The 18737-nt window shown below is 59.8% G+C and carries 25 protein-coding genes; 15 read left to right on the plus strand and 10 right to left on the minus strand.

The window, feature by feature from the left end; genetic code table 11:
• Positions 1-24: 24 nt before the first annotated feature.
• The gene (locus CFII64_RS16670) at positions 25-258 is read left to right on the plus strand and encodes a DUF1127 domain-containing protein (protein ID WP_020291981.1); all 234 of its coding nucleotides are present in this window, start codon (positions 25-27) and stop codon (positions 256-258) included.
• Between the two features lie 112 nt (positions 259-370).
• Here CFII64_RS16670 and CFII64_RS16675 read toward each other — a convergent pair whose 3' ends face one another.
• Positions 371-1684 (minus strand): FAD-binding oxidoreductase, encoded by a 1314-nt coding sequence (locus tag CFII64_RS16675; protein ID WP_020291982.1) that lies wholly within the window; start codon positions 1682-1684, stop codon positions 371-373.
• Positions 1685-1830: 146 nt separating this feature from the next.
• Here CFII64_RS16675 and CFII64_RS16680 point away from each other — a divergent pair, with 146 nt between their 5' ends.
• Positions 1831-2184 carry a YkgJ family cysteine cluster protein gene (locus tag CFII64_RS16680; RefSeq protein WP_020291983.1) on the plus strand — a complete coding sequence of 118 codons (354 nt, stop codon included), beginning with the start codon at positions 1831-1833 and terminating at the stop codon, positions 2182-2184.
• Between the two features lie 37 nt (positions 2185-2221).
• On the opposite strand, the gene CFII64_RS16685 is transcribed toward CFII64_RS16680, so the two are convergent.
• On the minus strand, positions 2222-2710 hold the full coding sequence (locus CFII64_RS16685; protein WP_020291984.1) for an Lrp/AsnC ligand binding domain-containing protein: 489 nt from the start codon (positions 2708-2710) through the stop codon (positions 2222-2224).
• Positions 2711-2865: 155 nt separating this feature from the next.
• On the opposite strand from CFII64_RS16685, the gene dadA reads away from it, so the two are divergent.
• From dadA to CFII64_RS16710, 5 genes are all read left to right on the plus strand, one after another.
• Positions 2866-4164: a D-amino acid dehydrogenase gene (dadA, locus tag CFII64_RS16690; protein WP_020291985.1), complete on the plus strand. Its 1299-nt coding sequence runs from the start codon at positions 2866-2868 to the stop codon at positions 4162-4164.
• Positions 4139-4492 (plus strand): RidA family protein, encoded by a 354-nt coding sequence (locus CFII64_RS16695; RefSeq protein WP_020291986.1) that lies wholly within the window; start codon positions 4139-4141, stop codon positions 4490-4492. Before dadA ends, CFII64_RS16695 begins: the two co-directional genes overlap by 26 nt.
• Positions 4493-4634: 142 nt before the next feature.
• Positions 4635-5708 (plus strand): alanine racemase, encoded by a 1074-nt coding sequence (gene alr, locus CFII64_RS16700; RefSeq protein ID WP_020291987.1) that lies wholly within the window; start codon positions 4635-4637, stop codon positions 5706-5708.
• A 132-nt stretch (positions 5709-5840) separates the two neighbouring features.
• Positions 5841-6389 carry a cupin domain-containing protein gene (locus CFII64_RS16705; RefSeq protein WP_020291988.1) on the plus strand — a complete coding sequence of 183 codons (549 nt, stop codon included), beginning with the start codon at positions 5841-5843 and terminating at the stop codon, positions 6387-6389.
• Positions 6390-6571: 182 nt separating this feature from the next.
• Entirely contained in the window at positions 6572-6997 is a 426-nt protein-coding gene (locus CFII64_RS16710) for a cytochrome c5 family protein (RefSeq protein ID WP_044901448.1), read from the plus strand.
• Between the two features lie 95 nt (positions 6998-7092).
• Here CFII64_RS16710 and CFII64_RS16715 read toward each other — a convergent pair whose 3' ends face one another.
• Positions 7093-8157, minus strand: a complete 1065-nt coding sequence (locus CFII64_RS16715; RefSeq protein WP_020291990.1) for an aminopeptidase — start codon at positions 8155-8157, stop codon at positions 7093-7095.
• Between the two features lie 92 nt (positions 8158-8249).
• Here CFII64_RS16715 and CFII64_RS16720 point away from each other — a divergent pair, with 92 nt between their 5' ends.
• Complete coding sequence (locus CFII64_RS16720; protein WP_020291991.1) at positions 8250-8663, plus strand: hypothetical protein; 414 nt, start codon at positions 8250-8252, stop codon at positions 8661-8663.
• Here CFII64_RS16720 and CFII64_RS16725 read toward each other — a convergent pair.
• On the minus strand, positions 8660-8893 hold the full coding sequence (locus tag CFII64_RS16725; protein ID WP_020291992.1) for a DUF1161 domain-containing protein: 234 nt from the start codon (positions 8891-8893) through the stop codon (positions 8660-8662). The two genes, CFII64_RS16720 and CFII64_RS16725, sit on opposite strands and share 4 nt — an antisense overlap.
• Positions 8894-9069: 176 nt before the next feature.
• On the opposite strand from CFII64_RS16725, the gene CFII64_RS16730 reads away from it, so the two are divergent.
• Positions 9070-9729, plus strand: coding sequence for a hypothetical protein (locus tag CFII64_RS16730; protein WP_020291993.1), 660 nt, complete (start codon positions 9070-9072; stop codon positions 9727-9729).
• 53 nt (positions 9730-9782) lie between these two features.
• Here the strand turns inward: CFII64_RS16730 and CFII64_RS16735 are convergent, their stop codons facing one another.
• Positions 9783-10214, minus strand: coding sequence for an OsmC family protein (locus tag CFII64_RS16735; RefSeq protein ID WP_020291994.1), 432 nt, complete (start codon positions 10212-10214; stop codon positions 9783-9785).
• A 236-nt stretch (positions 10215-10450) separates the two neighbouring features.
• On the opposite strand from CFII64_RS16735, the gene CFII64_RS16740 reads away from it, so the two are divergent.
• On the plus strand, positions 10451-11452 hold the full coding sequence (locus tag CFII64_RS16740) for an LLM class flavin-dependent oxidoreductase (protein WP_020291995.1): 1002 nt from the start codon (positions 10451-10453) through the stop codon (positions 11450-11452).
• Positions 11453-11620: 168 nt separating this feature from the next.
• Here the strand turns inward: CFII64_RS16740 and CFII64_RS16745 are convergent, their stop codons facing one another.
• Both CFII64_RS16745 and CFII64_RS16750 read right to left on the minus strand, forming a co-directional pair.
• The gene (locus CFII64_RS16745) at positions 11621-11845 is read right to left on the minus strand and encodes a DUF1161 domain-containing protein (protein WP_020291996.1); all 225 of its coding nucleotides are present in this window, start codon (positions 11843-11845) and stop codon (positions 11621-11623) included.
• A gap of 146 nt (positions 11846-11991) precedes the next feature.
• Positions 11992-12207: a dodecin gene (locus CFII64_RS16750; protein ID WP_020291997.1), complete on the minus strand. Its 216-nt coding sequence runs from the start codon at positions 12205-12207 to the stop codon at positions 11992-11994.
• Positions 12208-12373: 166 nt separating this feature from the next.
• Between CFII64_RS16750 and CFII64_RS16755 the strand changes: the two genes are divergently transcribed.
• Positions 12374-12700 (plus strand): YqjD family protein, encoded by a 327-nt coding sequence (locus CFII64_RS16755; protein WP_020291998.1) that lies wholly within the window; start codon positions 12374-12376, stop codon positions 12698-12700.
• A 7-nt stretch (positions 12701-12707) separates the two neighbouring features.
• On the opposite strand, the gene CFII64_RS16760 is transcribed toward CFII64_RS16755, so the two are convergent.
• Complete coding sequence (locus tag CFII64_RS16760; protein ID WP_020291999.1) at positions 12708-13610, minus strand: LysR family transcriptional regulator; 903 nt, start codon at positions 13608-13610, stop codon at positions 12708-12710.
• 123 nt (positions 13611-13733) lie between these two features.
• Here CFII64_RS16760 and trpB point away from each other — a divergent pair, with 123 nt between their 5' ends.
• The 3 genes from trpB to CFII64_RS16775 all read left to right on the plus strand — a co-directional run bounded on the left by trpB (position 13734) and on the right by CFII64_RS16775 (position 16405).
• Complete coding sequence (trpB, locus tag CFII64_RS16765) at positions 13734-14963, plus strand: tryptophan synthase subunit beta (RefSeq protein ID WP_020292000.1); 1230 nt, start codon at positions 13734-13736, stop codon at positions 14961-14963.
• On the plus strand, positions 14960-15772 hold the full coding sequence (gene trpA, locus CFII64_RS16770) for a tryptophan synthase subunit alpha (protein WP_020292001.1): 813 nt from the start codon (positions 14960-14962) through the stop codon (positions 15770-15772). Before trpB ends, trpA begins: the two co-directional genes overlap by 4 nt.
• A 123-nt stretch (positions 15773-15895) precedes the next feature.
• Entirely contained in the window at positions 15896-16405 is a 510-nt protein-coding gene (locus tag CFII64_RS16775) for an anti-virulence regulator CigR family protein (protein WP_020292002.1), read from the plus strand.
• Positions 16406-16565: 160 nt separating this feature from the next.
• Here CFII64_RS16775 and CFII64_RS16780 read toward each other — a convergent pair whose 3' ends face one another.
• On the minus strand, positions 16566-16898 hold the full coding sequence (locus tag CFII64_RS16780; protein WP_020292003.1) for a DOPA 4,5-dioxygenase family protein: 333 nt from the start codon (positions 16896-16898) through the stop codon (positions 16566-16568).
• A gap of 93 nt (positions 16899-16991) precedes the next feature.
• Here CFII64_RS16780 and CFII64_RS16785 point away from each other — a divergent pair, with 93 nt between their 5' ends.
• A complete protein-coding gene (locus CFII64_RS16785) occupies positions 16992-17612 on the plus strand; it encodes an NAD(P)-dependent oxidoreductase (protein WP_020292004.1) in 621 nt (206 codons plus the stop codon).
• A 170-nt stretch (positions 17613-17782) separates the two neighbouring features.
• Here the strand turns inward: CFII64_RS16785 and CFII64_RS16790 are convergent, their stop codons facing one another.
• The gene (locus tag CFII64_RS16790) at positions 17783-18733 is read right to left on the minus strand and encodes a LysR family transcriptional regulator (protein WP_020292005.1); all 951 of its coding nucleotides are present in this window, start codon (positions 18731-18733) and stop codon (positions 17783-17785) included.
• Positions 18734-18737: the final 4 nt, after the last annotated feature.

The following is an 18737-nucleotide window of genomic DNA, read 5'->3' on the forward strand; positions in this document are numbered from 1 at the left end:
GACAACGTGATGAGGGTTTGACCAATGAACGGGTTCAGTGATGTGCGGTTGGCGCTTTACAGCCAGGAACTGAGTGAAGGGCAAGCAGTTGTCGTCAAGACAGCCTGCGCACCCAAGCTGAGTCGCTGGGCTCTGTATGGCCATCGCTGGACGTCACGCAAAATGCTGCTGAACCTGACCGCGGATGAGTTGCAGGACATTGGCGTCACGCCGGGGCAAGCCAGGACGGAAGGGTTGAAGCCGTTCTGGAGAGAGTGACAGCTGGCCCTACAACCATGGAAACATGAAAACCCGTAGGACCGGCGTCAGCCGGGAGGGCATTCTCCCGGCTGACGCCGGTCCTGCGGGATGAATTCCAATTCATGGACTTTCAGCGCAACTCCAGCAACCGATGCCACAACATCCCCAACGCCAGCAGCGGCGAGCGCAGGTGTTTGCCGCCAGGGAAGGTCATGTGTGGAACTTTGGCGAATAAATCGAAACCCGCGCTGTGCTGCCCGGCGATGGCTTCGGCCAACAACCTGCCGGCCAGATGCGTGGCGTTCAGGCCATGTCCGGCATACGCCTGGGCGTAATACACGTTGGGCTGATCCGCCAGCTTGCCAATTTGCGGCAGGCGGTTGGCACCGATGCCGATCATGCCGCCCCATTGGTAATCGATTTTCACCCCGGCCAATTGCGGGAACACCTGAAGCATCTTGGGCTGCATATAAGCCGCGATGTCCTGAGGATCACGCCCGGAATAATGACAGGCACCCCCGAACAACAACCGGCGATCCGCCGAGAGCCGGAAATAATCCACCGTGACGCGCTGGTCGCACACCGCCATGTTTTGCGGCAATAGCTCATGAGCCTGAGCGTCGCTCAAGGGTTCGGTGGCGATGATGTAGCTGCCAGCGGGCAGGATCTTGCCGCTCAACTGCGGGTTGAGGTCGTTCAAGTAAGCATTGCAGGCCAACACCAGGGTCTTGGCAGCGACCGAGCCTTGGGCGGTGTGCACCTTGACCTGCGGGCCGTAGTCGATGCGGGTGACCGCCGAGTGTTCGAACAACCGAACGCCCAATGTCTTCGCCACCGCCGCTTCACCCAGCGCCAGGTTCAGCGGATGCAAATGCCCGGAGCCCATGTCGATCATGCCGCCGACATACCGATCAGAACCGACCACACTGTGCATTTCGCTGGCTTGCAGCAGTTGCAGATGATGGCGATAACCGAGGCTGCGCAGCTCTTCGGCGTCTGCGGTCAGACTGAGCAGATCACGCGGTTTGTTGGCCAGGTCGCAATAACCCCAGGTCAGATCGCAATCGATGGCGTAGCGCTCGACGCGCTGGCGCACGATCTCCACGGCTTCCAGCCCCAGCAGTTTCAACTGGCGCACGCCGTCGTTGCCGATCACATTGGCGAACTGCTCAAGGCCGTGGCCGACACCACGAATCAGTTGACCGCCATTACGCCCGCTCGCGCCCCAGCCGATCTTGTGCGCTTCAAGCAACACGACGCTCAGGCCGCGTTCGGCCAGTTCTATGGCAGTGTTAAGCCCGGAAAACCCGCCGCCCACCACGCACACGTCGGCCTGCAACTCGCCTTGCAACAACGGATGATCCGGCTGCGGATGGCTGCTGGCGGCATAATAAGAAGCGGCGTGTTGACCGGTCGCGGCAGAGGGTCGGGCGCGGGCGTCCATGGCGTGGGTTCCGTTGGCGGTGTTTGAAAAACTTCACGGAGGATAAGCCGCAGCTTCAAGCCTGGGCAAGGATCGGTCCGACGGCGCTGTCATGAGGTGGGCAACTGAGGCAAAATCGCGCCCATTCACACGGGGTAATCGATCCAATGAGCTGCAACAGTCAGAAAATCCGCTCGCTGCGTCAGCAGATTCCGTCTTTCGAGTGCGTTCCTGGCTGTCATGACTGCTGCGGGCCGGTGACGACGTCGCCGGAAGAAATGTCCCGCTTGCCGCGCAAGACGGCAGCCGAGCAGGAAGCGGCCATGGATGAACTCAACTGCGTGCATCTGGGCCCCAACGGCTGCACCGTGTACGACGAGCGCCCGCTGATCTGTCGCCTGTTCGGCACCACGCCGACACTGCCATGCCCCAACGGCCGCCGCCCCGTGGAGCTGATCCATCCACGGGTCGAGAAGCAGATTCACGCGTACATGGCGTCGACGCGGCAGGTGTTGGTGTAATCGAACACCGTAGGAATGCATTCCAAGTCTGCTGTTCTCACTCCGCAATCGGCAAATTCAAACTCTCCTTCACCTCTTCCATCACGATGTAGCTTTTGGATTCGCGCACGTGGGGGAGTTTGAGGAGGATGTCGCCCAGCAGTTTGCGATAGGACGCCATCTCCGAAATGCGCGCCTTGACCAGGTAATCGAAGTCGCCGGACACCAGATGGCATTCCAGCACATGGGGCAATTTGAGCACGGCGCGGCGGAATTCTTCGAAGGTATCGCCGGATTTGTAATCCAGGCTGATTTCGACGAAAACCAGCAGGCTGGCTTTGAGCGCCTGCGGGTTGAGCCGGGCGTTGTAGCCCATGATGATGCCTTCACGTTCCAGCCTGCGGACCCGCTCCGTGCACGGCGTAGTGGACAATCCGACGCGTTCGCCCAGCTCGGTGAACGAAATTCGGCCATCGGCCTGAAGGATGCGCAGAATGTTGCGATCGATCTTGTCCAGCTCACGTTTTGACTGATGTTCCGTTCGCAAGGGAAACCCCCTCTAGCAAAGCGTTCTTTACCGAGAATTTCCGCCGAATATAGGCGTTTATATGGTGAAAAGCACTGCCAGATGCTGCATATACTGCACACATCCTTGCTTAAAACTTCAAAACGTCAGCGGATATCCGCGATGAGGTCATCGACATGCGCGTTCTGGTCCTTGGTAGTGGTGTGATCGGTACGACAAGTGCCTATTATCTGGCGCGTGCAGGCTATGAGGTCACCGTTGTCGACCGCCAGCCCGCGGCGGCCATGGAAACCAGTTTTGCCAACGCCGGCCAGGTATCGCCGGGTTATGCATCGCCCTGGGCTGCGCCGGGTGTGCCGCTCAAGGCCATCAAATGGCTGCTGGAACGCCACGCGCCTCTGGCGATCAAGGCCACGGCCAATATCGATCAATACCTGTGGATGGCGCAAATGCTGCGCAATTGCACCGCCAGCCGGTATGCAGTGAATAAAGAGCGCATGGTTCGCCTGTCTGAATACAGCCGCGATTGCCTTGATGAACTGCGCGCTGAAACAGGCATTGCCTACGAAGGCCGCACGCTGGGCACCACTCAACTGTTCCGCACCCAGGCGCAACTGGATAACGCCGCCAAGGACATTGCCGTGCTCGAACAGTCCGGCGTGCCTTACGAGCTGCTCGACCGCGCCGGCATCGCCCGGGTTGAACCGGCCTTGGCCAGCGTCACCGATATTCTCGCTGGCGCCTTGCGTCTGCCCAACGACCAGACCGGCGATTGCCAGCTGTTCACCACGCGTCTCGCCGAGATGGCGGTGAACCTGGGCGTCGAGTTCCGCTTCAATCAGTCCATCGAACGCATCGATTTTGCCGGCAACCGCGTCAATGGCGTATGGATCGACGGCAAGCTGGAAACCGCTGACCGCTACGTGCTGGCGCTGGGCAGTTACTCGCCGCAGCTGCTCAAGCCGTTGGGCATCAAGGCACCGGTTTATCCGCTCAAGGGTTACTCGCTGACCGTGCCGATCACCAATCCGGCCATGGCGCCGACGTCGACGATTCTCGACGAGACCTACAAGGTTGCGATCACCCGTTTCGACAACCGCATCCGCGTCGGCGGCATGGCGGAAATCGCCGGTTTCGATCTGTCGCTCAATCCTCGTCGGCGCGAAACGCTGGAGATGATCGTGGGCGACCTCTATCCTCAGGGCGGTGATCTGACCCAGGCCAGTTTCTGGACCGGGCTGCGTCCGACCACGCCGGACGGCACGCCGATTGTCGGCGCCACGCCGTTCAGCAACCTGTTCCTCAATACCGGCCACGGCACGCTGGGCTGGACGATGGCCTGCGGTTCGGGCCGTTTGCTGGCCGATCTGATCTCGCGCAAAACGCCGCAGATCAGCGCCGAAGGCTTGAATATCTATCGCTATGGCAGTACCAAGGAGATCGCCCAACATGTCAATCCAGCGCCAGCTCACTAACGAGCGCATGAGCCAGGTCGTGGTCAACAACGGCACCGTGTACCTGTCCGGTCAAGTGGGTGACGACCTGTCTGCCGGGATCGAACAGCAGACCCGCGAGACGCTCAACAGCATCGAGCGCTTGCTGGATCTGGCCGGCACTGACAAAAGCCGCATCCTGTCAGTGACGATCTACCTGAAAGACATCGACGCCCACTTCGCTGGCATGAACAGCGTCTGGGACACCTGGCTGCCAAAAGGCGTCGCGCCCGCGCGGGCCACGGTTGAAGCCAAACTCTGCGAGCCGGAAATTCTGGTGGAGTTGTCCGTGATTGCCGCATTGCCGTAAGCAACACATCCGTTGGAGCGTGGCTTGTCCGCGAACCGCGCTGTAGGAGCGACTTTAGTCACGAAGGCGTCAATGGCCTTCCCGGCTAAAGCCGGTCCAACGCCAGCGTCCAACAGTCTCAACCTACTATCAGATGCCCATCATGCGTCCAGCTCGCGCCTTAATCGATCTTCAAGCCCTGCGTCACAACTACCAGCTCGCCCGCCAGGCCACGGGCGCCAAGGCGCTCGCGGTGATCAAGGCCGATGCCTATGGTCATGGCGCCGTGCAAGTTGCCCAGGCCCTGGAGGCCGAAGCCAACGGTTTCGCCGTGGCCTGTATCGAAGAAGCGCTGGAATTGCGTGAAGCCGGGATTCGCGCGCCGATCCTGCTGCTGGAAGGCTTTTTCGAAGCCGATGAGTTGGCGCTGATCGTCGAGCACGATTTCTGGTGCGTGGTGCATTCGACGTGGCAGCTGGAAGCCATCGAACAGGCCAACTTGCGCAAGCCGATCATGGTCTGGCTCAAGCTGGATTCGGGCATGCATCGTGTTGGCCTGCACCCCAAGGATTTCCGCGCCGGTTATCATCGCCTGCTGGCCAGCGGCAAAGTGGCGAAGATCGTCCTGATGAGTCACTTCGCCCGTGCCGACGAACTGGACAATCCATGCAGCCAGGACCAATTGGCGGTGTTCGAAGCCGCGCGTCAGGGTCTGGCTGCCGAAATCAGCCTGCGCAATTCGCCGGCCGTGCTTGGCTGGCCGAACATGCCCAGCGACTGGGTTCGCCCCGGCATCATGCTCTATGGCGCGACACCCTTCGATCAGCCGAACGTATTGGCCGATCAGTTGCAGCCGGTCATGACCCTGGAATCGAAAGTGATCTGCGTGCGTGAATTGCCTGCCGGTGAACCGGTCGGCTATGGCGCGGCGTTTATTACCGAGCGCGCCAGTCGTGTCGGCGTGGTCGCCATGGGTTATGCCGACGGCTATCCACGCGAAGCACCCACCGGCACGCCGGTCTGGATTGACGGCCATCCGAGCCAGCTGTTGGGCCGGGTGTCCATGGACATGCTGTGCGTCGACCTGACCCATTTGCCCCAAGCCGGGCTGGGCAGTCGTGTCGAGCTGTGGGGCAAGAACGTGCTGGCCAGTGATGTCGCTGCCCGCGCTGGCACGATCCCCTATCGGATTTTCTGCAACCTGCGTCGGGTGCCAAGGCTCTATCAGAACGCCTGATGCCCCGTCCCGCCAAGCCGCTAGTCTCCTCAGTCAGTCCCTCGCCGGTCGAAGTGTTGTAAATACTGAACGCTGTTGCCATCATGGCGTTCATCTCGACCTTAATCAGACTGAAACAGGGGGACTGCCGCATTGGACGTCGGTGAACGACTGCAATCCATTCGTAAGCTCAAGGGCCTGTCCCAGCGCGAACTCGCCAAACGAGCCGGCGTGACCAACAGCACGATCTCCATGATCGAAAAAAACAGCGTAAGCCCATCGATCAGTTCCCTGCGCAAAGTACTCGGCGGTATTCCGATGTCCATGGTTGAGTTCTTTTCTGAAGAGCTTGAGCAAGAAAATCCGACGCAAGTGGTTTACAAGGCCAGCGAGCTGATCGATATCTCGGACGGCGCGGTCACCATGAAACTGGTGGGCAAGGCGCATCCGAGCCGCTCAATCGCGTTTCTGAACGAAATTTATCCGCCGGGTGCCGATACGGGCGTTGAGATGCTGGTTCATGAAGGTGAGGAAACCGGCATCCTCGTCGAAGGACGACTGGAACTGGTGGTCGGCCTGGATACGTATATTCTCGAAGCAGGCGACAGCTATTATTTCGAGAGCACAAAGCCGCATCGTTTTCGCAACCCGTTCGATGTTCCGGCGCGACTAATCAGCGCAGCTACACCGGCCAACTTCTAATATGAGCGCACGGATTGCCCCGTAGTTACGGGACAACGACAAATGCGCCGGAAACGCTAGACTGTCAGGGAATAACCCTTCTTGTTATAAGGGTGTTTCGGACTGACAGGCTAAACGCTATACTTGCGCCCGCCTGCTAAACCGTGGCTGCGGGCGTGAATAGTCACCATGAGGGTGTAAGCGTGAACCTAACTAATAAGATTCTGGCAGTTGCTGCTACGTTGACTTTTTGGGCGTTCACCGCTCAGGCAGCAACCAATGACGAAATCGCTAAACGGCTGGAGCCGGTGGGCCAGGTTTGCGTTCAGGGCAAGGAATGCGCAGGGATGGAAGTCGTGGCTTCAGCGGGTGGCGCCGGTGGTGCCAAGTCGCCGGATGATGTTATCGCCAAGCACTGCAATGCCTGTCACGGCACCGGTCTGCTGAACTCGCCGAAAATCGGTGACGCTGCCGCCTGGAAAACCCGCGCCGACAAAGAAGGCGGTGTTGACGGCCTGCTGGCCAAGGCGATTACCGGCATCAACGCCATGCCGCCAAAAGGCACCTGTGCCGATTGCTCGGATGACGATCTCAAAGGCGCCATCCAGAAGATGTCCGGGCTGAAATAAGCTGGCATCCCGCGATCCGATCTGTAGGAGCCAACTTGTTGGCGAGGCAATAATTCTGTTCACACAGGTTAAATGCCTCGCCAACAAGTTGGCTCCTACGGGTTGATCGGAATCAGCATTTGCAACCGGGCTCTACGCTCCGCCATCGGCACCCCCCCCAATCGCTCCACCGCCGCGTAAAACGCCGGCCAATCTCCATCGACCTGTTTGAACAGCGCGGCAAACGCTGGCACCCATTGGTCGTACAGTCCGAAAGGCAGCAGCTTCGCATTGTTCAGCGGCGCATTGATCCACGCGTCATAGCGCTTGTCGCCCGCCCACTGGCTATCGCGCAATGCGCGGTAGGTGTGGCGCAGCAATTCGAATTCCGCCGCTTTGCCTTCGCGCATCTGCTCGGCATTCAAGGGCTGGCGGTAAAGCCGCTTGAGGCGTTCCCGGGTGTCGAGCACCAACTGGGTGAATTGATCGCGCTGCCGGGATTGCGACAGGCGCTCGGCAGGCAAGCCCCGTGCGGCGCGCCATTGGCGGGTGCCTTCCTGCTCGACAAAGCTGGCGAAGGACTCGTTGAACTCGCTGTCGTCCTTCACGTAGAACTGCTGGTGCGCCAGCTCGTGGAAGATCAAGGTCGCCAGACGTTCATCGCCCCAGCCCAGCATGGAGCTGAGGATCGGATCGTCAAACCAGCCCAGGGTCGAATAAGCCTCGACGCCGCTGACATACACGTCCTGTCCGGCCTGACGTTGCAACGCCGCCGCGCCTCGTGCGCCGCCAACGCTGTAATAGCCGCGATAGGCCACGCATCCGGCAATCGGAAAACAATGGGTGATCGGGTCCAGCGAGAACTCGTCCGTGGCAAACACATTCCAGACCACATACGGTCGGCCCAGATCGGCATACAGGCGATAGCTGCGATTGTCCGGCAAGTGCAACTGACGGCTGGCGAAGGTCCGGGCTTGTTGCGAATGCTCCAGCAGCTGGCGCAGGCGCGGGCTGCGCATCGGGTCGGCGATGACATCCGACACCGGCTGCCTGGCGCGTAGCAGCTGCAACTGACCGCTCACTAACTGGTCGTAATAATTGACGCTGGAACAGCCGCCGAGTAACAGCAGCGCCACCAAAGGCAAGCTGCGCCCCAGGCGGGAAAGGGTAATACTTGGCATGGACCGCCTCAACATTCGAAACATCACGCGTTATGCCGGACAGCACTGCCGTTGCGCAACTATCATCGCTGTCCGTCCATACGGAGCCAACCATGCGCTACCTTTCGCTGATCCTCGCCCTGACTGCCCTGACCGGATGTGCTGGCCCCATGCCCGCGGTGGACCCGCAACAAGCGTGGGTCGATATGCGCACCCTCACCGGCAAGCTGGTGATGGCCGACAAAGTCGACGGCGTGACCACCTACGACGGCCGCTATTTTCAGGTCCCGCCCGGCAGCCACAAGCTGCAGGTGCGCTACGACTACGAAATCAACTACGGCGGTTTCAGCGCGATGAGCGACGATTTTACCGAGCTGACCTGCTACATCGACCTGAAATACGACCATTTCGCGGCGGGGCAGCGCTACATGATCGAGGTGCGCTCCATGCACAACTCCATCACCGCCTGGCTGTTCGACGCGCAGCGCAACGAGCTGGTCGAGCAAGAGGAATCAAACTGCATCTAGCGATCATTTTTCTGATAGATGATCTTTTTCGTGCCGTTGTCGCACGTTCCGACGACCATATTCTGATCGTGGACTTCGTCATTGCTGACGATTTCCAGCGTATAGGAACTGACATTGTTGGCCTGGATCTTGGCTTCGATCTCGGCCTTCAGCTCTTCGCAGGATTTAGGTGCAGCCAGGACACTGGTGGCCATTACTGTCCCTATCACGGCTAATGCAAAACGTTTCATGCTCGACTCCTTCGATACGGTCCGCAACGGGACATCAGGCAGATTACCGCGCCAGCGCTGCAGTGTTTCATAGACCTCAAGGCGCCCATGCAAGTTCGTTCTACGTTGGTCGCGCGGGTCGAACTTCTGCTGCTTTGATCTATCACAGCGGGACGATCATCTGACAGCGAGTAGTAATGAATTCCTCTTTCATCCAGTGGGTTATCCAATATAAAGACGCTCTGACGGTCATGATCAGCATCGGTACGCTGATCGTCTGGGTCATGTACGCACAGTTACTCTTGAACAATTATCGTCGCCAGCGCAGGCCGCGCATCATCATCAATCGCGGCGCTGGCAAGGGCATTGGCTCGCTGTGCCTGATCAGCAACATGAGCGCCGAACCGATCTTCATCAATCAACTCGTGCTGCTGCTCGACACCAATCAGGGTCGGCTGTGCTGCGACGTCACCGACATTCGCGAAGAGAGCAAAGGAGAAATCGATCAGGATCTGGTGCTGCACAACGCCACGCGCCAGGGCCCGCTGGGGACCGGGGATTTCACCCATATCGGCACGTTCGGCGCGTTGATTCAACGCCTGGCGACGCTTCACGCGATCCCGATGCAGGGCCACCTGCCGGGCGAAGGCTGGACGTTTACCGGGCTGGAAGTCCGGGTGATCGCGTTCTATGGCTCTGACAAGGAAGCGATCGGCGCAAGCCGCACGTTCCGGCTGGGTGAGGCCGAGGAGGGCGGTTGCCAGCTGTTTGCTCACACCCGCGAGAGTCGCCAATACAACTCGCACTGGCAGCGTCGGCAAGTGCGTCGGCACTGGATGATGGACGTCGAAGGCTAAAAAAATGACCCGGTCGGTTCAACCGAGCGGGTCATTGGATGCAGCGGGATCAGTTAGCTGACCAGCGTAGCGTCCAGGGTGATTTTGGCGTTCAGCACTTTGGACACCGGGCAGCCTTCTTTGGCCATGGCGGTCAGTTTGTCGAACTGCTCCTGGGTTGCGCCCGGCACTTTAGCCTTCAGGGTCAGGTGTACCGCAGTGATGGCGAAGCCACCTTCGACCTGGTCGAGGGTCACGTCAGCGGTGGTGTCGATGCTTTCAGCGGTGAGGTTTTCGCCGCCCAGAATCATCGACAGCGCCATGGAGAAGCAGCCTGCGTGAGCTGCACCGATCAATTCTTCAGGGTTGGTGCCTTTGCCGCCTTCGAAACGGGCTTTGAAGCCATATGGGGCTTCGCGCAGAACGCCGGTTTCAGTCGAGATGCTGCCGATACCGGTTTTCAGGTCACCTTCCCAATGGGCGGATGCTTTCTTGACGATGCTCATGATGTCTCCTCATGGATACGTGCGAGGTTTCGCACATGGACGAAGGTTCTGAGGATAGCTGGCTTTATAAAGTTCAACGTAGAGGAAAAACCTAGTTATTTAGTAGGATATTTCCTCGCTGGGCATTGAATCTGGAGCATATGCCCTCATTTTCATTCACAGCTGCGGGCTTTTGGTCATCTGCGCGCGTCATGGGCCAGGCCTGCAAAACCACTGATGAGGAGATGTAGCGGCCTATGAAACGTCTTGCCGATGTAAAAATCTCAGTCCTGGACCTGGTGCCCGTGCGCCACGACAAAGGCCCCGCCGAATCCTTGCGCAACTCGCTGGATCTGGCGCAACACGTCGAAAAACTCGGTTACAACCGCTTCTGGGTGGCCGAGCACCACAACATGGATGGCATCGCCAGTTCCGCCACCGCCGTGCTGCTGGGCTATCTGGCGGGCGGCACGTCGACCATTCGTGTCGGCGCTGGCGGCATCATGCTGCCCAATCACGCGCCACTGGTGATCGCCGAACAGTTCGGCACCCTGGCGAGCCTGTATCCGGACCGCATCGATCTGGGCCTGGGCCGCGCGCCCGGTTCCGATCAGCAAACCGCCCGCGCCCTGCGCCGTGAACGCTCCGGCAGCGCCGATGACTTCCCCGAAGACGTCAGTGAGCTGACAGCATTCCTGGGCCCGCGCACCCCGGATCAGCGCGTGATCGCGGTGCCGGGTTCGGGCACCAATGTGCCGATCTGGTTGCTGGGTTCGAGTCTGTTCAGCGCGCAACTGGCAGGCCAGCGCGGGTTGCCCTACGCCTTCGCCTCGCACTTCGCCCCGCGTTACATGCACGAAGCGATTCGCGTCTATCGCAATCACTTCCAGCCTTCGGCGGTGCTCGACAAGCCGTACGTGATGCTCGGGATTCCCTTGGCCGCCGCTGACACCGATGAGCACGCCGAATACCTGGCGACGTCGGTCTATCAGCGCATCCTGGCGCTGATGCGTGGCCAGTCGCTGATGCAGCGTCCACCGGTCAAGAGCATGGAAGGCCTGTGGTTGCCCCATGAGCGCGAAGCGGTGGGTGATTTCCTCGGTCTGGCGATGGTCGGCGGCCCGGAAAAAATCCGCGCCAAGCTGGATGTGCTGCTGGAACAGACCGACGCGGATGAGCTGATCTTCACCTGCGACATGTACGACCACGCCGATCGGCTGCGCTCGTATGAAATCCTCGCCGAGACTGCGCGGGGGTAACCCGTAGGACCGGCTTCAGCCGGGAGCACGCAGTTCAATCCCGTAGGACCGGCTTCAGCCGGGAGAGCGCAGTTCATCCCGTAGGACCGGCTTCAGCCGGGAGAGCGCCCTCTCGGCTGAAGCCGGTCCTACGGGATAGTCGGGTCTTTTTTTGTTTCTGCAATCAGATCAGCCGCGCTGATACACGATTTCCTTGGTGCCGCCTTCACAGCTGCCGACAACTTTCTTGTCGGTCACGCTGCCTATTTCGACGACTTCAAGCGTGTAGGACGTAGCGCCTTTGGCCTGGATCTTTGCGTCGATGTCCGCTTTCACGTCATCACAGGACTTGCCGGCAGCCATGGTGGTACCCGCAATGCTCAACAAACCTACCGCCAACAGTAACTTCTTCATTGGTCTCACTCCTTCGTCAGCCAAAACAGGTCGCTTCAGCACACTAAACAGCACCTGGAAGGACCTGAATACATGAGCCACGCCAACGATTTCGCGACAGCGGGCGGAGTTTATGGCATTGCGCCAGCGTAAAAGTTCAGGCCGGATCAGCTATTGACGATGCGAAAACCGACTTTGAGGGTGACCTGATAGTGGGCGACCTTGCCGTCTTCGATGTGACCACGGGTTTCCAGGACTTCAAACCACTCCAGGTGCTGAAGGCTTTTGCTGGCCTCGGCCAGAGCGTTGTTGATCGCGTCTTCGATAGTGGTGGTCGACGAGCCAACCAGCTCGATCTTCTTGTACGTGTGGTGATCAGTCATGGCAGTTCTCCTAAGGGGTCATTACGAGCGTAGCAGTGATCGCGCTCCATACCTCTGTGGGGAAATTTTGCGGAAAAGTTCAGCGATTTACGAAAACCGCACCGCACTTTCTCAAAACGCCGTAGTCGGAAACAACACACGCCACTCACCTTGCAGGAGAAACATCATGGCTAGTAATTCACTTAGCAAAGCCTCGTTGAAAAGCATGGAAGCGGAAATCGAAAGTCTGCTCAAGTCCCTGGAAAGCCTGAAATCGGACGCATCGGACGAGTCGCGCAGAACACTGAAAAGCCTCAAAGCCAACGCCGAAAGTGCCCTGAGCCATTCGCGCAGCCTGCTCAGCGACGTGTACGAAGACGTCAAGGTCAAGACTCGCGAAACCAGCGTTGCCACCCGTGACTACGCTCAAGAACACCCATGGACTACCGCTGGTGTAGCCGTTGGTGCAGTCGGCCTGCTGGCCGCTTACCTGCTGTGCAAACGCGGTAACTGATTGGTTGCTATTGCGGGTTCCCCGAACGCCTCAGCTCATTTTTTAGCCACTTCGCTAGTGATTGAGCGCGCCCGTCAACGGCACGTTTGGGAACCCACAACGCCAGTTGCGCCGGGGTTTCACTGAAACCCCACGGTGCCACCAGGCGTCCCGCCTTAAGGTCATCTGCAACCAAGGGTTCAGGTGCAATCGCAACACCCAGGCCCGCAACGGCCGCTTCCAGCAAATAATACAAATGCTCAAAACCTTGCCCGTATCGCAAATCCTGCGGATCGATGCCGTTTTGCTGTGCCCAGCTGGGCCAGGCTTGCGGGCGCGATGTGGTTTGCAGCAAGGCCTCGTCGAGTAACGCCTTGGCCGGTGCCTCCCGCATATGCTCAAAGTGCGCGAAACGCGGACTCAAGACCGGGCCGATCCGTTCGCTGGCCAGTTCGAAGACCTGCATGTCCGCCGGCCATGGCGGTTCGGCAAAAATCAGCAGCGCGTCGAGCCCGGGACGACGCGGATCAAGATCGCCTTCCCCAGCCGATAAATGCAGGCGCAGATCCGGCAGCTCGGCATTCAGTCGGCCTAGACGCGGGATGAACCAGCGCGCCAGCAAGCTTCCCGAACAACCCAGCACGAACGGCGCCTCTGCACCGCCCTGACTCAATTCAGCGCAGACGCTGCGCAGGCGGTCAAAAGCATCGCTGCTGGCGTCTCGCAGCCGAACCCCGGCATCTGTGAGTTTCAGGCCACGTCCGTCCTTGATAAACAGCACCACGCCCAAGTGTTCTTCAAGGACTTTCAGCTGACGGCTGACGGCACCGTGCGTAACGTGCAGCTGTTCAGCCGCCTGACTGACGCTGTTCAGACGTGCTGTCGCTTCAAAGGCGCGCAAGGCGTTAAGGGGAGGAAGGTCGCGGCTCATGATATCTGTGAGTTTTCCTGACAGGTTGTGTTGATCTTATCGGTTTTCATCCGGGCTGGCGCTGGTTAAAGTGTGTTCATTGCCGATTCGGCTCCCTCATTCGCTCAACGACCTGGAGGTCCCATGACCCAGTCCAAATTCAGTGCAGGCCCAGATGCAAACGGCCTGTTCGGCTCCTTCGGTGGCCGCTACGTTGCAGAAACCCTGATGCCGCTGGTTCTCGATCTGAACCGCGAGTACGAAGCCGCCAAGGCTGACCCTGAATTCCTTGAGCAACTGGCCTACTTCCAGCGCGACTACATCGGTCGCCCGAACCCGTTGTATTTCGCTGAACGCCTGACCGAGTTCTGCGGCGGCGCGAAAATCTACTTCAAGCGCGAAGAGCTCAATCACACCGGCGCGCACAAGATCAACAACTGCATCGGCCAGGTGCTGCTGGCCATGCGCATGGGCAAAAAACGCCTGATCGCCGAAACCGGCGCGGGCATGCACGGCGTGGCGACGGCCACCGTTGCGGCGCGTTTCGGTCTGCCGTGCGTGATCTACATGGGCGCCACCGACATCGAGCGCCAACAGGCCAACGTCTTTCGCATGAAGTTGCTGGGCGCTGAAATCGTGCCGGTGACTTCCGGCACCGGCACCCTGAAAGACGCCATGAACGAAGCATTGCGCGACTGGGTGACCAACGTCGATGACACGTTCTACCTGATCGGCACTGTTGCCGGTCCGCACCCGTATCCGGCCATGGTCCGCGACTTCCAGTCGATCATCGGCAAGGAAACCAAAGTGCAGATGCAGGAGAAGGAAGGCCGCCTGCCGGACAGTCTCATCGCTTGCGTCGGTGGCGGTTCCAACGCCATGGGCCTGTTCCATCCGTTCCTGGATGACGCCAGCGTGGAAATCATCGGCGTCGAAGCCGGCGGTCACGGCGTGGACACCGACAAGCACGCGGCCAGCCTGAACGGCGGGGTTCCCGGCGTGCTGCACGGCAACCGCACGTACCTGCTGCAAGACACCGACGGCCAGATCACCGACGCGCACTCCATTTCCGCCGGTCTGGATTACCCAGGCATCGGCCCGGAACACGCCTTCCTGCATGAAGTGAAGCGTGTCGAATACGTCAGCATCACCGATGAAGAAGCCCTCGAAGCCTTCCATCATTGCTGCCTGCTCGAAGGCATCATCCCGGCCCTGGAAACCGCCCACGCCCTGGCTGAAGCCATGAAGCGCGCCACCAATCTGCGCGACGATCACCTGATGGTGGTGTGCCTGTCCGGGCGTGGCGACAAAGACATGCAAACCGTCATGAATCACATGGCCGCCGCTGAAAAGAATCAGGAGATCCTGGCATGAGCCGCCTCGAACAACGCTTTGCCCAGCTGAAAACCGAAGGCCGTGCCGCGCTGGTGACCTTCATCACCGCTGGCGACCCTGGCTACGACACTTCGCTGAAAGTCCTCAAGGGCTTGCCAGCGGCGGGCGCTGACGTGATCGAGTTGGGCATGCCCTTCACCGATCCGATGGCGGACGGCGTTGCCATTCAGCTAGCCACGCTGCGCGCGCTGGACGCCGGGCAGACACTGCCGAAAACCCTGAAGATGGTTGAAGAGTTCCGCGTCGACGACCAGACCACGCCAATCGTGCTGATGGGTTACTACAACCCGATTCACCGGTTTGGCGTAGAGGCCTTTGTCGCCGCAGCCAGGCAAGCGGGCGTTGATGGCCTGATCATTGTTGACCTGCCGCCTGAGCATGACTCCGAACTGGCGACTCCGGCTCAGGCATCGGGCATCGACTTCATTCGTCTGACCACGCCAACCACCGACGACGTGCGCCTGCCCCGCGTGCTGGAGCGCAGCTCCGGTTTCGTCTACTACGTTTCGGTTGCCGGTGTGACGGGCGCAGGTTCGGCCACCACGCAACACGTCGAAGGCGCCATCGAACGCTTGCATCGCCATACCAGCCTGCCGATTTGCGTCGGTTTCGGCATCCGCACCCCCGAGCAAGCCGCCGCCATCGCGCGTCTGGCTGACGGTGTTGTGGTGGGTTCGGCACTGGTTGATCAGATCGCCAATGCCGCTTCGCCGGAGCAGGCGGTGGATGGCGTATTGAGCTTGTGCGCCGCGCTGTCGCAAGGCGTGCGCAACGCTCGAATCGGCTAAAGGTAAAGTTCCTGATACAAAGGAATCAACGCCCTGGCGCAGGTTCCAAGTAGTCAGGCAAAGGGGTTCAAGGCTGATGCCTTGAACCCCTTTTTGCTGACTTGAATTATCCAGGAGCAACACATGAAACTGCCGAACCGTTTGATTGCAGGGCTGGGCATCTTGATGATCAGCGCCAGTCCGCTGTTGCAAGCAGCGCCGCAAGATCAGCGCGGTGACCATGACGATAATCGCCCGGGCCAGCAACAAGGCCAGGGTCCGCAGAACAATGGCGGACACGATCAGGGCAACGGCAAGAACAACAACAACCGCGGTAACGACAACCGTCCGCAGCAGCAGGCGCATCAGGACAACCGTGGCGGCAATCGCCCGCCCGAGAATTTTGATGACGTGCGTCACACCATTCAGCAACACCGTGACGTGATCGGCCGAGGCAAGCCGCTGCCGCCGAACATCCATGTGGTCAAAGGCCATCGCCTGCCACCAGGCTACGGCAAACGCCTCGACGCGCGCTCGCTGCAACACCTGCCGCATTACGAAGGCTACGAATGGCGCCGCACCGGCACCGACATCGTGCTGATCGCCGGGGGCACCGGGATTGTGTATGCGATTCTGGACGGTGTTCTGAACTGATTATCTGAGGCCTCCTCGGGGACAATTCCCCTCCTACCGGGTTGCTCGGTAGGACCGGACTTGTCCGGGAAGGCGCCATGTCGGTCGACACAGAGGCCGGATCTGCTCGCCTTTTCTCGGGGACAAGTCCCTTCTGCCGGGTTATGGAGTATTCATTTCATCAACGCTTGAACATCCCCACATCCAGCGGCCGCACGGCACCCATCCAGATTGCGTGCTCGGTATGGTCCGCCAGGTCATCACCGGTCAGCGGATGGATCAGCACCACCAAACCCTGCCGATTGAGCGACAGCCACAGCATCAAGTCCGCGAACTGCCCGTGATCAAAAGCCAGCTGGCAGCTCCAGTCCACATGCGGGCCGACCAGCCGCTCGTGAATCCGCCCCATCTGCACACCAAATCGCTCAGCCGCCGCCTCACATAAGGCGCGGGCCTGTTCGATGGTGTCTGCGTCGAAATAGACATGGGCGTGATAGCCCTGAATCTCTGGCATTTACCTGGTCTCCCCTGGAAATTGGCTGAACGCTGCATACCGCTGCGAGTCTGAATCTTTGCGTGAGTTATCCACAGACCTGGATCAATTCCTATGAAGAATGCAGAAACACCTGTCATAAAAATCGTCCTGTTCGGCGCGATCAGCAGCCTGGGCAGCGCGCTGATGGCTGAAATGCTGCGCCGTCAGCATGAAGTCATCGCCATTCTCGACGACTTGAACGCCCTCGCGCCAAGGCCGGGACTGCGCACCAAAGTCGGCAGCCTGTTCGATGCCGAGCGCGTCAGTGAAAGCATAGCGGGCAGCTCAGCGGTGATTTGTCTGCTGGATGCCAAGGTCTTGCCGGTCGGCGCTGAACATGACCAGGCTGACCGCGATCTGGATGTTCAGGAACAGACGCGCGCCACGCAAACCTTGCTCGCCGGCATGCAGCGCATGGACAGCAAGCGCTTGATTCTGGTGAGTGATTTTGCCGACATGGACGACTCCCTGCCAATGTTCCAATCCCTGCGCGCCAGCGACGTTAGCTGGACACTGGTCAACGCGCCCCAAGGCGTGGCGGGCTTGAGCATCGAGCATTTCAGCCAGGTCAGCAGCAGCCTCGAACCCGGCCTGGCCGAACCCCTGGAGCGCCTCGCCCGGGTAGCCGCCGGGATCGCCGATGAGTTGCGTCTGAATCTGCATGTACGCGAGTTGGTGAATTTTTTGGTGTGACATTTACAGTTCGCTTGCACCGCGACGCAGCACACAGCATCCCGTAGGACCGGCTTCAGCCGGGAGGGCAGAAGGTCTGACGACGCAACTGTCGCGAATGTACCGGCTAGCTCCCGGCTAAAGCCGGTCTTACGGGATGTATTCAAACTCAAGGCGGTATTTATCCGGCATCACACCGCAATCGAAGGCAACGGCCGTCCCGCCAAGTCATCACCGCTGCGCGCTTGTTCGCTGGCCAGCCAATCGACGAATTGCTGTACCACCTGCACCCGGCGTTTGCGTTGCGGCAGGACGACGTAATAGCCGAAACCGGAAATCGCCGAAGCGGCAATGGGTCGGCAGAGCAGCGCTTGATCAATTAGCGCGTCGACCAGATGCCGCCAGCCGATGGCCACGCCTTGCCCGGCAATCGCCGCCTGGATCAACAGCGTGTAGTTGTCGAAGCGCAACTGACCGGGCGCCGGGGCCTGCGGGATGTTCAGGGCGCGGAACACGCCCGCCCAGTCGAACCAGTTGCTGCTGCCTTCGCCACGCAAGTGCAGCAGCGGAAACTCGCGCAGCACGTCGGTAGGCAGTGGCGGCTCGCGACCGGCCAGCAATTGCGGGCTGCACACCGGGAACACTTCCTCGCTGAACAGCCAGCGACTTTCGCCTTGCTTGAAACGCCCGTCGCCAAACAGGATCGCCACGTCGATATCGGCGCGCAACATGTTGTGCGTGCGTTCGCTGGTGACCAGGCTGACGTCCACATCCGGATTGGCCTTATGAAAGCGGTGCAGGCGCGGCATCAGCCAATAGGCGGCGAAGGCGAAGTCGGTGGCGACCTGCAACACCTCGTGCTGGCTCTGATGGGTGATCGCGACCAGGCCGCTGTCCATCGACTGCAATCCGGTCTGCACATGGCTGAACAGTACTTCGCCCGCTTCGGTCAGTTCGATGCCGCGATAGATGCGGTCGAACAACCGCGTCGCCAGCTGTTCTTCAAGGCGCTTGATCTGCTGGCTGACGGCGGGCTGCGTGGTGCCCAGCTCGATTGCCGCAGCGGTAAAACTACGCAAACGGGCGGCGGCTTCGAACGCGCGAAGCAGATCCAGCGACATATCACCAAGCGCTTCAAACATAAGC

The organism is Pseudomonas sp. CFII64, from assembly GCF_000416235.1.
Lineage (GTDB): Bacteria > Pseudomonadota > Gammaproteobacteria > Pseudomonadales > Pseudomonadaceae > Aquipseudomonas.

What these genes read in the sequence shown, in the direction of transcription:
- CFII64_RS16670 (WP_020291981.1), top strand. Translation starts at nt 25, where the DNA reads ATGAACGGGTTCAGTGATGTGCGGTTGGCGCTTTACAGCCAGGAACTG.
- CFII64_RS16675 (WP_020291982.1), bottom strand. Translation starts at nt 1,684, where the DNA reads ATGGACGCCCGCGCCCGACCCTCTGCCGCGACCGGTCAACACGCCGCT.
- CFII64_RS16680 (WP_020291983.1), top strand. Translation starts at nt 1,831, where the DNA reads ATGAGCTGCAACAGTCAGAAAATCCGCTCGCTGCGTCAGCAGATTCCG.
- dadA (WP_020291985.1), top strand. Translation starts at nt 2,866, where the DNA reads ATGCGCGTTCTGGTCCTTGGTAGTGGTGTGATCGGTACGACAAGTGCC.
- CFII64_RS16695 (WP_020291986.1), top strand. Translation starts at nt 4,139, where the DNA reads ATGTCAATCCAGCGCCAGCTCACTAACGAGCGCATGAGCCAGGTCGTG.
- alr (WP_020291987.1), top strand. Translation starts at nt 4,635, where the DNA reads ATGCGTCCAGCTCGCGCCTTAATCGATCTTCAAGCCCTGCGTCACAAC.
- CFII64_RS16715 (WP_020291990.1), bottom strand. Translation starts at nt 8,157, where the DNA reads ATGCCAAGTATTACCCTTTCCCGCCTGGGGCGCAGCTTGCCTTTGGTG.
- CFII64_RS16720 (WP_020291991.1), top strand. Translation starts at nt 8,250, where the DNA reads ATGCGCTACCTTTCGCTGATCCTCGCCCTGACTGCCCTGACCGGATGT.
- CFII64_RS16725 (WP_020291992.1), bottom strand. Translation starts at nt 8,893, where the DNA reads ATGAAACGTTTTGCATTAGCCGTGATAGGGACAGTAATGGCCACCAGT.
- CFII64_RS16730 (WP_020291993.1), top strand. Translation starts at nt 9,070, where the DNA reads ATGAATTCCTCTTTCATCCAGTGGGTTATCCAATATAAAGACGCTCTG.
- CFII64_RS16735 (WP_020291994.1), bottom strand. Translation starts at nt 10,214, where the DNA reads ATGAGCATCGTCAAGAAAGCATCCGCCCATTGGGAAGGTGACCTGAAA.
- CFII64_RS16740 (WP_020291995.1), top strand. Translation starts at nt 10,451, where the DNA reads ATGAAACGTCTTGCCGATGTAAAAATCTCAGTCCTGGACCTGGTGCCC.
- CFII64_RS16745 (WP_020291996.1), bottom strand. Translation starts at nt 11,845, where the DNA reads ATGAAGAAGTTACTGTTGGCGGTAGGTTTGTTGAGCATTGCGGGTACC.
- CFII64_RS16750 (WP_020291997.1), bottom strand. Translation starts at nt 12,207, where the DNA reads ATGACTGATCACCACACGTACAAGAAGATCGAGCTGGTTGGCTCGTCG.
- CFII64_RS16755 (WP_020291998.1), top strand. Translation starts at nt 12,374, where the DNA reads ATGGCTAGTAATTCACTTAGCAAAGCCTCGTTGAAAAGCATGGAAGCG.
- CFII64_RS16760 (WP_020291999.1), bottom strand. Translation starts at nt 13,610, where the DNA reads ATGAGCCGCGACCTTCCTCCCCTTAACGCCTTGCGCGCCTTTGAAGCG.
- trpB (WP_020292000.1), top strand. Translation starts at nt 13,734, where the DNA reads ATGACCCAGTCCAAATTCAGTGCAGGCCCAGATGCAAACGGCCTGTTC.
- trpA (WP_020292001.1), top strand. Translation starts at nt 14,960, where the DNA reads ATGAGCCGCCTCGAACAACGCTTTGCCCAGCTGAAAACCGAAGGCCGT.
- CFII64_RS16775 (WP_020292002.1), top strand. Translation starts at nt 15,896, where the DNA reads ATGAAACTGCCGAACCGTTTGATTGCAGGGCTGGGCATCTTGATGATC.
- CFII64_RS16780 (WP_020292003.1), bottom strand. Translation starts at nt 16,898, where the DNA reads ATGCCAGAGATTCAGGGCTATCACGCCCATGTCTATTTCGACGCAGAC.
- CFII64_RS16785 (WP_020292004.1), top strand. Translation starts at nt 16,992, where the DNA reads ATGAAGAATGCAGAAACACCTGTCATAAAAATCGTCCTGTTCGGCGCG.
- CFII64_RS16790 (WP_020292005.1), bottom strand. Translation starts at nt 18,733, where the DNA reads ATGTTTGAAGCGCTTGGTGATATGTCGCTGGATCTGCTTCGCGCGTTC.